12 protein-coding genes are annotated in these 13,723 nt (G+C 62.7%); 11 read left to right on the forward strand and 1 reads right to left on the reverse strand.

Annotation, left to right across the window (positions count from 1 at the left end; genetic code table 11):
* The first annotated feature begins 26 nt into the window (after positions 1-26).
* From sufD to SINAC_RS25980, 6 genes are all read left to right on the forward strand, one after another.
* The gene (gene sufD / locus SINAC_RS25955; RefSeq protein ID WP_015248539.1) at positions 27-1,385 is read left to right on the forward strand and encodes a Fe-S cluster assembly protein SufD; all 1,359 of its coding nucleotides are present in this window, start codon (positions 27-29) and stop codon (positions 1,383-1,385) included.
* 81 nt (positions 1,386-1,466) lie between these two features.
* The gene (locus SINAC_RS25960; RefSeq protein WP_015248540.1) at positions 1,467-2,321 is read left to right on the forward strand and encodes a sulfurtransferase; all 855 of its coding nucleotides are present in this window, start codon (positions 1,467-1,469) and stop codon (positions 2,319-2,321) included.
* An 8-nt stretch (positions 2,322-2,329) separates the two neighbouring features.
* On the forward strand, positions 2,330-2,815 hold the full coding sequence (locus tag SINAC_RS25965) for a SufE family protein (protein ID WP_015248541.1): 486 nt from the start codon (positions 2,330-2,332) through the stop codon (positions 2,813-2,815).
* 14 nt (positions 2,816-2,829) lie between these two features.
* Complete coding sequence (locus SINAC_RS25970; RefSeq protein WP_015248542.1) at positions 2,830-3,144, forward strand: non-heme iron oxygenase ferredoxin subunit; 315 nt, start codon at positions 2,830-2,832, stop codon at positions 3,142-3,144.
* 47 nt (positions 3,145-3,191) lie between these two features.
* Entirely contained in the window at positions 3,192-3,491 is a 300-nt protein-coding gene (locus SINAC_RS25975; protein WP_015248543.1) for a metal-sulfur cluster assembly factor, read from the forward strand.
* Between the two features lie 391 nt (positions 3,492-3,882).
* The gene (locus SINAC_RS25980) at positions 3,883-4,635 is read left to right on the forward strand and encodes a S24 family peptidase (protein ID WP_154673806.1); all 753 of its coding nucleotides are present in this window, start codon (positions 3,883-3,885) and stop codon (positions 4,633-4,635) included.
* Positions 4,636-4,651: 16 nt separating this feature from the next.
* Here the strand turns inward: SINAC_RS25980 and SINAC_RS25985 are convergent, their stop codons facing one another.
* On the reverse strand, positions 4,652-5,710 hold the full coding sequence (locus SINAC_RS25985; protein ID WP_015248545.1) for a 2-dehydro-3-deoxygalactonokinase: 1,059 nt from the start codon (positions 5,708-5,710) through the stop codon (positions 4,652-4,654).
* Between the two features lie 90 nt (positions 5,711-5,800).
* Here SINAC_RS25985 and SINAC_RS25990 point away from each other — a divergent pair, with 90 nt between their 5' ends.
* From SINAC_RS25990 to tsaD, 5 genes are all read left to right on the forward strand, one after another.
* Positions 5,801-7,204, forward strand: coding sequence for a sigma-54-dependent Fis family transcriptional regulator (locus tag SINAC_RS25990; RefSeq protein WP_015248546.1), 1,404 nt, complete (start codon positions 5,801-5,803; stop codon positions 7,202-7,204).
* 140 nt (positions 7,205-7,344) lie between these two features.
* On the forward strand, positions 7,345-8,556 hold the full coding sequence (gene lpxB / locus SINAC_RS25995; RefSeq protein WP_015248547.1) for a lipid-A-disaccharide synthase: 1,212 nt from the start codon (positions 7,345-7,347) through the stop codon (positions 8,554-8,556).
* A 118-nt stretch (positions 8,557-8,674) separates the two neighbouring features.
* Positions 8,675-10,750: a thioredoxin domain-containing protein gene (locus SINAC_RS26000; protein ID WP_020466804.1), complete on the forward strand. Its 2,076-nt coding sequence runs from the start codon at positions 8,675-8,677 to the stop codon at positions 10,748-10,750.
* Between the two features lie 209 nt (positions 10,751-10,959).
* A complete protein-coding gene (locus SINAC_RS26005; RefSeq protein WP_015248549.1) occupies positions 10,960-12,342 on the forward strand; it encodes a S41 family peptidase in 1,383 nt (460 codons plus the stop codon).
* 100 nt (positions 12,343-12,442) lie between these two features.
* Entirely contained in the window at positions 12,443-13,510 is a 1,068-nt protein-coding gene (gene tsaD, locus SINAC_RS26010; RefSeq protein WP_015248550.1) for a tRNA (adenosine(37)-N6)-threonylcarbamoyltransferase complex transferase subunit TsaD, read from the forward strand.
* Positions 13,511-13,723 lie beyond the last annotated feature (213 nt).

Consider the following 13,723-nt stretch of genomic DNA (forward strand, 5'->3'; position numbering starts at 1 on the left):
ACCTTCGTCCGAGATCCACCCTTACGATGAGCAGCGCATCCGCAACCAGCCCATCCCTCGCCACGGGCGGTTTCACCGAAGCCGCGTTCGAGGCGTTCCTGAAACAACGCGACGAGCCGAAATGGCTTCAGGATCGCCGCCGCGAGGCGTTCGAGTATTTCCGCTCGAATCCGCTCCCCACCTCACGCGACGAGGAATGGCGGCGCACCGATATTCGCGCCCTCAAGCTCGATGCGTTCGCTCCGCCCGCGCTCCAAGAGCCGAGTGCGGAGGCACGGGCCGCGATCGATCCCGTCTGGAAGACGCTGAGCACCCACTACGCGACCGGGATCGAACAGGTCAACGCGACCGTCACCCGCCGGGCCGATCCCGCGAAGCTGGGCGGGGCGATCCTGGTCGACCTGGCGCAGGCGGTCAAAGATCACCCGGAACTGCTCAAGCGATGGCTGCTGACGGATGTCGTCTCGCCCCGCGAAGATGCCTTTTCCGCCTTGCACGCCGCCTTCTGGACCGGCGGCACACTGCTTTATGTGCCGAAGGGGGTGAAGGTTGAAGCTCCCTTGTTCAGCCTGGTCGGTCTCGCTCGGGAAGGGCAGGTCGACTTCGACCACACCCTGATCGTTCTCGAAGACGGGGCCGAGGCCTCCTTCGTTCGCGAGACCACGGGACGTGAGCGTGCCGACGCCCCTGGGTTGCACGTGGGCGCGGTCGAGCTGATCGTTGGCCGCGAAGCCAAGCTTCGGTTCGTCAATATCCAGAATTGGGATGCCGGCACCTGGCACTTTAGCCGGGAACGTGCCCTGGTCGGAGCCGATGCCGGCCTGCAATGGACGGTGGGCGGGCTCGGGTCGCGGTTGGCGAAGGTCAACCAGGAAGTGGCCTTGGCCGGCAAAGGGTCGAAGGCCCAGGTCAATGGCGTCATGTTCACGACCGGACGTCAGCATCTCGCTTATTTCACGCGACAGGATCACCAGGCGCCGAACACGACGAGCGACCTCCTTTACAAAGGGGGGCTGCGTGAGAAGTCGCGGATCGTCTGGAAGGGGATGATTCGGGTCGAGAAGGACGCCCAGCAGACCAACGCTTATCAGAAGAACGACAACCTGGTTCTCTCCGACGGCGCCCGTGCCGATTCGATTCCGGGACTGGAGATTGAAGCCAACGACGTCCGCTGCACCCATGGTGCCACGGCGGGCCGGGTCGATGAGGATATGATCTTCTATGCCCAGGCACGCGGGATCGATCGTGAGACGGCGATCCGCCTGATCGTCGAGGGCTTCTTCGCCAACGTCTATGATCGGATCACCCTGGAACCGGTCCGCGAGACGCTGACGAAGGCGGTTGCCGAGAAGTTACAGCTCGGTGGCGGCGGTGAGTCGGCCTGACGGCTTGGGCTTGTCTTTCTGTTGCGGAAGCCATAGCGAATTTTCTTGATCCACTCTTTTCCTCTTGGAGCCCGTCCCGCCATGGGAGAACCGTACGTCCATCCCGAAGTTCTTGTCTCGGCCGATTGGGTCGAGGAGCACCGCAACGATCCCAAGGTGCGGATCGTCGAGAGCGACGAGGACGTCCTACTCTACGACATGGGCCACGTCCCGGGCGCGGTCAAGATCGACTGGCAGGGGGATCTCCAGGACCAGATCATTCGCGACTACATCAACGCCGAGAAGTTCGCGGCGATCTGCGCTCGGTCGGGGATCGCCAATGACACGACGGTCGTCTTCTACGGCGACAAGTCGAACTGGTGGGCCTGCTACGCCTTCTGGGCGTTCAAGCTCTTCGGTCACAAGGACTGCCGGGTCATGGACGGCGGCCGCCAGCTCTGGATCGCCCAGAAGCGACCGCTCTCGACCGACGTTCCTCAGTATCCCGCGACCCACTACAAGGTGGAGCCGGGGAATGAGGAGACAATTCGGGTGTTCCGCGACGCGGTGATGGACCACTCCAAGTCGGGGAAACCGCTGCTCGACGTCCGCAGCCCCAAGGAATTCACCGGCGAGAAGACACACATGGAGGACTATCCCCAGGAAGGGTCGCTCCGTGGCGGTCACATCCCGGGCGCGGTGAGCGTTCCCTGGAGCCGGGCGGTCAACGAGGACGGCACGTTCAAGACGGCCGACGAGCTCAAGGCGATTTACGAGAGCGAGGTCGGTCTGAAGCCGACTGATGACGTTGTCGCCTACTGCCGGATTGGCGAGCGGTCGAGCTTGACCTGGTTCGTTCTGACGTACTTGCTTGGATATTCCAAGGTTCGCAACTATGACGGGTCGTGGTGCGAGTGGGGCAACCTCGTTCGCGCTCCGATCGCCAAAGGGGCCTGAGGTCGTCAATGCCCGCCACACTCGACGCGATCGTTTCGGAATTGAGCGAGGCCGACCGCCAGGAGCGGATCGAGCTCCTGATCGACTTCGCCAGGAACTTGCCTCCTCTGCCCGATCGTCTCGCCGAGCATAAGGACGCGGCGCATCGGGTCGAGGAATGCCAGTCGCCGGTTTTCCTGTTTATCGAACTCGAGCAGGACCGCGTGGCGATCCACGCCGATGCGCCGATTGAGGCGCCGACGGTCCGCGGCTTCGTCGCGATCCTGGTAGAGGGCCTGAACGGGGCCACCATCGAAGAAATCCTGCAGGTTCGTGACAGCCTGATCGAGCAGATCGGCCTTCCCGAAATCCTGGGAATGCTCCGGGTCCGTGGCCTGAGCGGTGTTCTCAGGCGTCTGAAAACCGAAGTCACCCGCGCTGCGATGGCGCGGTCTTTGGCAGGCGCCTCCGAAGGCGCGCCGGAAACCGACTCGAAACCAATCGCTCCCGAATGAAAGGTCTGCGACCGATGGCGGAGTTCGTCAAGGTGGCCACACGCTCCGAGATCCCTCCCGGCGGCAAACTGCTGGCCGAGATCGAGGGGCGGGCTATCGCTCTTTTTAACTGTGAAGGCTCGTATTACGCCATCGACGACGTTTGCACCCATGATGGTGGTCCCCTGGCCGAAGGGGAGCTGGAAGGGTGTGAAATTCGCTGTCCCCGGCATGGTGCTCGCTTCGACGTCCGGACCGGCCAGGCTCTCTGCTTTCCGGCCATTGAGCCGGTCACGACTCATCAGGTCGAACTCCGGGGCGATGAGATCCTCGTCGCCCTCGAGGGTTGAACCCGGTCCGCGCCCGATCCAAATCAAAACGAGGGAGATGACTCCAGATGCTCGACCAAGAGGCGATCCTGACCGCGCTGCGCACCGTCAAGGACCCTGAGCTCAACGTCAACATCGTCGACCTGGGACTGGTCTACACGGTCCAGACCAAAGAAGACGTCATCGACGTCGAAATGACGCTGACTTCACCGGCCTGCCCGGCCGGTCCCGAGATCCTTCGCAACGCCGTCGCCGCGATCGAGCTTCTCGAGGGCGTCACCAAGGCGAATGTGAAGCTCGTCATGTCTCCCCCCTGGACGCCCGATCGGATGTCTGACGACGCCCGCGATACTCTCGGAATTTTTTAAGCGAATCGCTGCATTGCTTTGCGTCCGTTGTGCTTAATCGACGGATGGTGGGAAATAGAGACACGATTATGGCGTGTTGATGCGCGTTGACCACATCAAGTTGCATTAAATGGCCGAGTCACTCCTCCGGAGTGACCTCGGCCGTTTTGTTTGCTAGGTTGAATCTCCATAGGCGTGAATAGGTTAAGATGTATCTGGCTAAAGTAACGCATGGGACGGCACCTCGTCTGTTTTGGGCGGTGTCGCCGAGTTCGTTACTGGCCAAATCGCTTGATACAACGTCTTGATGTCCATCACCATGTGAAGTGGCGTCGGGGGGGTTCCGTTCGCGGGATTGAGCGTTGTGGCTCGCAAAAAAACACCTAAAATACGTGTCAACGTCAAAGCTTCCTTGTCGCGTCGACTACGCGAAGTCCGTCAGGAATTGTTCGGTGAGCACGGGGGCCCGGAGTTGGCTCGCCGCCTGGGGCTCCCGGCGCGGACCTGGTACAACTACGAGACCGGTGTGACGGTCCCGGCCGAAGTACTGCTCGGGTTCATCGAGCAGACGGGCACCAACCCGACCTGGCTTCTGGCAGGTGAAGGGTCAAAATATCAGCGCGGATTCAGCAGCCTGGATCTGGCCGACCTCGCCCCCGTGGAGCTGATCCGCCGGGGGCTGGAAAGGCTCGAGCAGGAGCCGAACGACGTCCGGGTGGTCGCGCCCGAGAACATTCCTGGCGAAATGATCTCCGACTACACGGCCGTCAACCTTGTCCCGCTCACGGACTTGGCGAAAAAGGGGGTGGATTCCACCCGCGTTGATAAATACATCATGGCGTTCCGCCAATGGGTGCCCAATCCGGTGGAGACGGTGGGGGTTCAGATCAGTGATGACTCGATGGACCCGGTGCTGCCGATCGGCTCGCTCGCGGCGATCGACCGATCCGTGACGGACCCGCAACTGCTGCACGGCAAGATCGTGGCCGCTTGTCCTGAAGGAGTGCCCATGATCCGCTGGCTCGACCTGAGCGGCCGCCACCTGATTTTCCGACCGAACCAGCCGAGCCGTGAGCACCCGTTGATCCCGATCGAGACCACCGGTCTTGCTAGTGGCATCATCCTCGGTCAGGTTGTCTGGTCCTGGAGCCGGCTCAGCCACTGAGGAATTTCTCCGGCCGTCATGATGACGACGGCCTGGTTTCCTGGCCAAATTGAGCGGCGACGGCCAGCGCACCGATGGCCGAGGCCCGGTTCGCGACATCGTCGTCGAGTTCGAAGACCGGCGTTTGCAACTGAGCGCGAAGCCAATGGCCATAGAGCGAACGCTGGGGCTGTCGACCGCCGACCCAGATGCAGGCCGGCGCGTCGAGGATGGGCTGCGTCACCAGGTTGGCCACATCGTCGGCGATGACCGCCCCCACCAGGAAGGACGCGCGCTCATGAGCCTTGAACACTCCACTGAGTGCGGCAATCCGCACGAGGAACGCCGCGCGACCAAGTCCGGAGCGGGCCACCAGCCGGGCCCCGGCTGCGACGGCCTCGGGATCAGGGGCGTCCGGCAAGCCCTCAGGGAGGCTGGCTGCGAGCAGGGTATGGGCGGCTAGGGCTCCCGTTAACTCGCCTGCGAGCGAGGTGTAACTGCGGAGGATTCGCCCTTCCTCGTCCACCTCGACGGCCTTGGTGTGCGACCCTGGCCAGAGGAAGACGGTTCGCGACGAGGCGGTTGCAAGGTGTGGGCTCGCGCTGCGTCCGGCTTGGCGTTCCGACTCTGCGAGGAGAGACCAGGCCCCCAGGGTCTCGCATTCCTCACCGCGCATCAGATCGGCGTCCGCCCAGCCGTCCGGCCCTGCGGAAGGGGGCGTCCGCACCCCGGGGATGAATAGGATGGGCTGGTCGGCGACCTCGGGGAGGTGGCAAACGACCGAGCCTCGCGCAAGTTCTCGTGGACCGGCGGGGGCCAGGACGTGAGGAACGGCGGTCAGGCCGACCTCGGACGAAAGCATCCCCGCCGCAACGATCACTTCCGGCGCATGGCCGTCCGTAGCGAGGAGGACTTCGGCCAGGGCGTTACAGACCGCCTCCGCCAGTCCGGCTCGACCCGTGGTGAGCACCGAGTCGCGCACGCCGACCGCGCGTCGGCTGGTGGCCACCACCTGGCCGTCACGGAGGAGCCGGGCTCGGGTGTTGGTCGTTCCCCCGTCAAGCGCAATCGCCAAGCGGAACTTTCCGCGATCCATTGGTTTTCTCTTGCCTTCGGTACAGTGGAGGTCCATTCTTGGATTTCGTTGGCCCTCGTCATCCTGGTTCCAGGGTAATCAATCGACCCCATGGCGTCTCTGCGCAACTCGAGCACGCGGCTCGAAAGCCTTTGGTTGCAGGTTCAAGAGCCCCTCTTCTGGCTGACCGCCGACCTGCGGTTGGCCTGGGTCAATCGGGCCTGGGAGCAGTTGACCGGCTCCTCGGCCGAGGAGGTCGCCGGCCTTACCTGCCGGGCTCATGGACCGACCCGGGCGGGCGACCTTCCCGGGCTCGTGGGCAGTTTTTTCCCGCCTCCCGAAGCGCTTGCCGGTCAGCCCGCCTCGGTGCGGACCTTGATCATCCATTCGAGTGGCGAGCGACGTTGGAGGCGAATCGAGTTTCGACCTTTTCATGACGAGCAGGGGACGTTGGTCGGCCTGTTTGGCCTGGTCGGTTCGTCCGACGCGCCGTCCGGCAATTCCGACGCCGAGTCGCAACGCTTGCGCACCGACCTGTTGCAGATTCGCGAGCAACTCCAGCAGAGGCACGGCTTCGACAGCCTGATTGGTGCGGGGCCGGTTCACCGCCGACTCCTCGACCAGATTACGACGGCTGTTGCGACGACCGTGCCCGTGCTGATCGTGGGTGAACCCGGAACCGGAAAGCGGACCGTCGCCCGGACGATCCATCATCAGAGCTCGCGCCGGCAGGCTCCGATTTTGCCGATCGACTGCGCCTCGTTGCCTGCCGAGGTGTTGGAGCGGCAACTCTTCGGAGGTGAGTTGGCCGCGCGGTTGACCTTGCCTGAAGGGTCGTCGCTCATGATCGGCGACATTCTCGACTTGCCTCGCGACTTGCAGAGCCGGCTGGTAGCCACGCTCGACCCTCATGTCCGTTTATTGGCCATGACTGCCGGAGATCCGGAAGCTGCGCTTCAGTCTGAGCGGCTCCGCCCCGACCTCTACTATGCGGTGACGACCCTGGTCATCCGGTTGCGCCCGCTTCGCGAGCGCCTCGAGGAGATTCCGTTGCTGGCGCAACATCTCCTGGAACGGGCCAATTCCCGAGGCGGTCGTCAGCGTGGTGGGTTCAGCGAGTCGGCCATTTCGGTGTTGCTCGCCTACGACTGGCCTGGCAATCTTCGGGAGTTGGCTCGAGTCATCGATGAGGTCCACGCGCAGGCGGCCGGCGATCTGATCGAAGCCGACGATTTGCCGGCAGGCATTCGCGGGCACCTGGCTTCAGCCTATGTTCCGCCACCCCTGCCGCCCCCAACCATCTCGCTGGACGAGTTGCTCACCCAGGTCGAGCGACGCCTCATCGAGAGCACCCTCCAACGCGCTCGCCAGAACAAGTCGCGCGCCGCCGAGTTGTTGGGGATCTCTCGCCCTCGCCTCTATCGGCGGATCAAGGAACTGGGGTTGCCCGACGTCCCGGAGATTGCCGACGAGGCCCCGCTGTTGAATGGAACTCGTTCTCGGGACGAGGGCTGAGAGGTTGCCATCCGGCATTGAGGCGAGTTGGCAACGGACGCTTTCCGCTCGCCTTCGCGCATTCTTGAGAATCTGGTAACTTTCCACAGTACCGGGAAGGATCCAGGTTTTTCTCCACCTCATGGACGCGAGCTCCACCAATGCGGATTTTCCTTTCTGCCGGTGAACCGAGCGGAGATCTGCACGCCGCCAATTTGATCCATTCGCTCAAGCGCCGTCTCCCCCAGGCCGAGTTCGTCGGTTTCGGCGGAGACCGGATGGAGAAGGCAGGGGCGACGCTCCTCTATCCCCTCGTGACGCTGGCGGTGATGTGGTTCGGCCGGGTGTTGCTCAACATCCATAAGTTTTTCCGTCTCCTCTACGTGGCCGACCAGTACTTCCTCAAAGAGAAGCCCGATGCGGTCATTCTGATCGACTATCCGGGATTCCACTGGTGGGTGGCTCGACGCGCCAAGGCCCGAGGGATTCCGGTCTTCTATTACGTTCCTCCCCAGCTCTGGGCTTGGGCCGGCTGGCGCGTGAAGAAGGTCCGCAAGTTCGTCGATCATGTCCTTTGCAGTCTGCCGTTCGAGCCGGCCTGGTATCAGGCGCGAGGCGTCCCGGGCGCGGTTTATATCGGGCACCCCTACTTCGACGAACTGACCGAACGCACGCTCGATCCCTCGTTCATGAGCGATGAGGAAGCGAAGGCGACCCCTTTGGTGGCGATCTTGCCCGGCTCTCGGACCCAGGAACTGGTTCGGAACCTGCCGATCATGCTTCGCGCAGCGGCGAAACTGACGGCCGTTTGCCCCGACGTCCGGTTTGCGGTCGCCTGCCTGCACGAGCGGCATCAAGAACTGGCCCGTGAGATCATGGGCCGGGAAAAGCTCGAACTCCCGCTGGTCATTCATGCGGCGCGAACGCCCGAATTAATTCGCCTGGCCGACGTGGCCTGGGCGGTCTCGGGCTCGGTCGGTCTCGAGCTGATGGTTGAGGCTTTGCCTTCGGTCGTTCTCTACAAGATCCGACCATTCGACCTTTGGGTCGCTCGCTTCTTCATCAAGTCGAAGTTCATCAGCCTGGTGAACCTGCTGGCCGACGCCGAGGTCATGCCCGAATACCTGACCTCACAGGATGTTTCTGGCGAACTGGCGAAATGGGCCGAGTCATGGCTGAATGACCCGGCCAAACGCGAGCAGGCGGTCTCGGCCCTCGAGGCGCTGCGCGATCGCGTCGCCGTGCCTGGGGCGTCGGATCGCGCGGCCGATCGCATTGTCCAGGCGCTCGATGCGGCGCGTCCCGCTGACGCGAACACGATCCGAGGAACCCACGGGACCAAGCGGATTCATCGCGGACATGCCTCACGGTAGTTGTTCGGCTTGAAACGGAGGATGACAGGTCGAGGGGGGCCTGCCATAATTGGGGCCAGAGAAACAGGTAAGTAAAAAAAGGGACGCAATGTCCCTCCCTCTGGCCGGGTCCCCATCAATGACTGCTTCTGCTGCCGATCGCCCCTCGAACCGTCTGGCCGGGGAGACGAGCCCCTATCTCCTCCAGCACGCCTTGAATCCGGTCGACTGGTATCCTTGGGGCCCCGAGGCATTCGACCGCGCCCGGGCAGAGAACAAGCCGATCTTCCTTTCGGTCGGCTACTCCGCCTGTCACTGGTGCCACGTGATGGAGCACGAGAGCTTCGAGAATGCCGATACTGCCGCCTTGATGAATGAACATTTCATCAACGTCAAGGTGGATCGGGAAGAGCGGCCGGACGTCGACCAGATCTACATGGCGGCCGTTCAGGCGATGACCGATCACGGCGGCTGGCCGATGTCGGTTTTCCTCACCCCCGATTTGAAGCCCTTTTATTGCGGGACCTATTTCCCGCCGGTCGACGGCCGTGGCATGCCCGGGTTCCCCCGCGTTCTCTACAGCGTTCATCGCGCCTGGGCGGAACGCCGGGACGACATCCTGATCTCGGCTGGCGACCTGACGGACCGGATCCGCCTGATGGGGAAAATCCCCGCCGCGTCGGGAGCGCTGGAGTCGGTCCTGCTCGATCAAGCCGCGCGCGGATTGGCCCGCTCGTTCGACACGATCCACGGCGGGTTCGGAAGCGCACCCAAATTCCCCCATCCGATGGATCTCAAGGTCCTGCTTCGCCAGCACGCCCGGACGAGGGAGGCGCACCCGCTTCAAATCGTCCGTCACACCTTGGACAAGATGGCCCGAGGGGGGATTTATGACCAACTGTTGGGCGGGTTCGCACGCTATTCGACCGATGAGCGCTGGCTGGCCCCGCACTTCGAGAAGATGCTCTACGACAATGCCTTGCTGTCGAGCGTTTATCTCGAGGCCCACCAGGTGACCGGCGACGCCGAGTACGCCCGAGTCGCCCGCGAGACGATGGATTACATCCTCGAGCGGATGACCGGCCCCGAGGGGGAAATTTACTCCACCGAGGATGCCGACAGCGAAGGCGAGGAAGGGAAGTTCTACGTCTGGTCGTTGGCCGAGGTGAACCAGATTCTCGGCCCTGAGCGTGCCAAGGAGTTCGCGGCCGTTTACGACGTGACCGAGTCAGGGAACTGGGAACATCAAAACATTCTCAATCTCCCCATGTCGGTCGACCAGGCGGCCACGCGGCTCGGCCGGGACGAACGCGAGTTGCAGGCCGACCTCGATCGCGACCGGGCTCGTCTGCTCGAAGCGCGTGATCGCCGGGTGCCTCCCGGCAAGGACACGAAGGTGCTCACTTCGTGGAATGGACTGATGCTTGCCGCCTTGGCCGAGGGGTCGAGGATCTTGAAGGATGAGCGCTACCTCGATGCGGCAACCAAGGCGGCCGCGTTCCTGCTCGATCGCATGCGGACGGCCGAAGGGCGGTTGCTCCACGCATATAAAGATGGCCGCGCTCGGTTCAATGGATACCTCGACGACTACAGCAACCTCATCGACGGGCTGACTCGGCTCTACGAGGTTTCCGGCGAACCGCGTTGGATCGAGGCCGCCCTGGAACTCACCGCGGTCATGATCGACGAGTTCCATGACGCCGAAGCAGGAGGCTTCTTCTATACCGGTCGCAGCCACGAGGTCTTGATTGCCCGGCAGAAAGATTTCCAGGACAATGCCACCCCTTCGGGCAATGCGATGGTTGCCACGGCCTTGCTTCGCCTGGGGGCGCTGACGGGTCGCGAGTCGTTGCGAACGCTCGGCCGCTCGACGTTGGAAGCGGTGCAGGCCTATCTCGACCGGGCCCCCATGGCCATGGGCCAGAGCCTCGTCGCGCTCGACTTCGAGCTTGCCTCACCCCGGGAATTCGCCGTGATCGCCGGCTCTGATCCGGCCGAGTTCCGTCGCGTGATGGAAGCGATTTATGCGCCCTTCCTTCCGCACAAGGTGGTTGCACCCGCGTTGGCCGAGAAGGCGTCGGCCCTGGCCGAGACCTTGCCGCTTCTAGCGGATCGACCCGCCCAAGATGATCGAACGACCACCTATATTTGCGAGCGATTTACCTGCCACGCCCCGGTCGTCGGTGTTGAGGGAGTCAAAGCCGCGCTCGCCTGATCGCCCTGGGGTCCAAGAACCGGGGGGGCGAGTTCGCTCGGCCCCTTCGGAGGCGATTCCCGGGTGAGAGATCGGTTCTTGCCACCGAGCGAAGGGATTGACTACAGTAATGCTTAAGAGAATCGGCGCCGACGACTCCGGCCCCCACGGAACCCTCGCGCCATAGGCATCGTGTCACAGAGATCATGCCCGCAGGAGCGCATTCACCCATGCCACGCCGGAATTTCTATTCGATCGTCATGGTCGGCGCCGTCTCACTGTTCTGCTGGCAGGCCTCCCAAGGCGCCAAGCCGAAGGATGAGATGATGGAACTCTACGGTGTCTTTGTTGACGCTGTAGAGCACGTTGAAGCCAATTACGTCCGGCCCGTGAATCGCCGGGAGCTTCTCGAGAGTGCGCTGAAGGGGATGCTTCAGAACCTCGACCCGCACTCTTCCTATATTAATACGTCGGAATGGAAACAATTCCGTCGGCAGATTGAAGGTCGGTTCGGTGGGATCGGCATTCAGGTCGGGATGGATTCGGAAGCGAATCGCCTCAAGGTCATCGCGCCGATGGTTGGTACTCCTGCCTACGAGGCGGGGGTCCTGGCGGGCGACCTGATCATGGATATCGACGGGCAGTCGACCGAGGGAATGAACCCTGACAAGGCGGTCGAGGTGCTGACTGGTCGACCGGGCACCAGCGTCAAGCTCAACGTCCTTCACGAAGGGGAGGATAAGGGCGAGACGTTGACGATGAGCCGAGCGATCATCGACGTTCCGAGCGTCTTGGGCGACAAGCGGAAGCCCGATGACTCCTGGGACTTCATGCTCGATAAAGAAAAGAAGATCGGCTACATCCGGATCACGAGCTTTATCCAGAACACGACGGAAGAGCTCAAGAGAGCACTCGCGGAACTCAAGTCTGAGGGAATGAAGGCCTTGGTCCTTGACCTTCGCGACAATCCAGGAGGGCTCCTGGGCGCTGCGGTCGAGATCTCCGACCTGTTCGTGGACGAGGGGCTGATTGTCAGCACCAAGGGGCGGAACACGATCAGCAAGACTTACGAGGCCCAGAAGGAAGGAACCTATGAAGGTTTCCCGATCGCGATCCTGATCAACCGGAACTCGGCGTCGGCCGCGGAAATCGTCTCGGCCTGCCTCCAGGACCATGATCGAGCCCAGATCGTCGGCGATCGTTCTTACGGCAAGGGGTCGGTCCAGAACATCATCGAGCTGGAAGATGGCAACAGCGTCTTGAAGCTCACGGTGGCCTCTTATCTGCGCCCGTCCGGTAAGAACATCCACCGCTTCAAGGATGCCAAAGAGAAAGACGAATGGGGTGTTTCTCCCAACGCGGGACTGAAGGTGGAGCTGACACCTCAGCAGTACGTCTCCTGGGCCACCGACCGGCGCAATCGCGACCTGGTGACTTTCGGCAAGCGCAAGCCGAAGGCGGCCGATGCCGAGAAGTCGAAGACCGACGCTGAGAAGCCGAAGGCCGATGCTGAGAAGCCGAACAAGCCCGAAAAGGAGTTTGCCGACCTTCAGCTCGACAAAGCGTTGGAAGTCGTCAAAGAGAAGCTCGAGGTTCCGATCGCCAAGAAGTGACCCTCGATCGTGGATCGAGTTCGTATTCGTCATCCCAGACACAAAGGAACCCGGATCCCTCGTGGAGCCGGGTTCCTGCTGCTTTCGGGCCGGGGGTTTGATGTCCGCGGGACGTTTTCTCTTCCTCGCGATCGAAACGACGTGTGACGAAACCGGGGCGGCCGTTCTCGAAGGGCCAAGCCCTCCGGAACTCGGCGTCCCGATCGTTCGTTCCAGCGTGGTCGCGTCACAGATCGACCTTCACGAGCGCTATCAGGGGGTTGTCCCTGAAATTGCCTCGCGTGCGCACGTCCGGCAGATTTTGCCCACGATCGATGAGGCGCTTGACCGGGCCGGGGTCTCGCTCGGCGACTTGCAGGCGATCGCCGTCGCAACTCGCCCCGGCCTGGTCGGCTCGTTGGTCGTCGGGCTCACGGCGGCCAAGACGCTTGCTCTGGCCCTCGACATCCCGCTCGTTGCGTTCGATCATCTGGAAGCCCACCTCTACGCTTGCCAGCTTGCCTACCCCGAGAAGAACGCCTATCCCTGCCTGGGGCTGGTCGTCTCGGGGGGGCACACGAGCCTCTTCGCGTGTCGAGGCCCAATTGAGGCCGAGCTGCTCGGGGGGACGATCGACGACGCGGCGGGGGAAGCATTCGATAAGGTGGCCAACCTGCTGGGGTTGGGCTATCCCGGCGGTCCCGTCGTGGAACGCGCCGCGGCGACCGGAAATCGCTTGGCTTATGCGTTTCCGAGGTCATTTCTCCATGACGATCGGCTGGCGTTCAGCTTTTCCGGCTTGAAGACGGCCGTGCTCTATGCGATTCGCGGCCAGGACGCCCGCGCGGGCATCAGTCTCGACGATCCTCAGCAGGTGGCCGATATTGCCGCGAGTTTTCAGGAGGCGGTGGTCGATATCTTGGTCGCCAAGACTCGCCAAGCCTTGAGACAGACGGGCTTGCGTCGCCTTGGCATTGGAGGAGGCGTTGCCGCCAATGCCCGGTTTCGGGAACGGATCGGAGCGATGGCGGCCGAGCAAGGAGTCGACCTGTTCATCCCGCCGCTCTCGATGTGCACCGACAACGCCGCGATGGGGGGGATTGCCTTGGCCAAGCTGGCTGCGGGGCAGGTGGCCAGCCTCGATATCGACGTGACGGCGGGCTTGGTCCGGCCCAAACAGAAGAAGTGAGACTGGTCGGTCGCGCGTCTCGCAGGAACGAAAAAAAAAAGAGCCCCGACTTCGAGGACGAAGCCGGGGCCGTCGGGACTCTCGTTCAAGCGGGAAGGGCCAACTGATGGAGGCGATCCGTTCTCAATCCAATCAACCAGGGGGTCTCGTTCTCATTGAGGGCAGGGAGGCCGGCCCACCCCGGAACGCCCGTTGCTGTTCATCGAGCTGGTG

Origin of the sequence: Singulisphaera acidiphila DSM 18658 (assembly GCF_000242455.2) — a bacterium.
Classification (GTDB): domain Bacteria; phylum Planctomycetota; class Planctomycetia; order Isosphaerales; family Isosphaeraceae; genus Singulisphaera; species Singulisphaera acidiphila.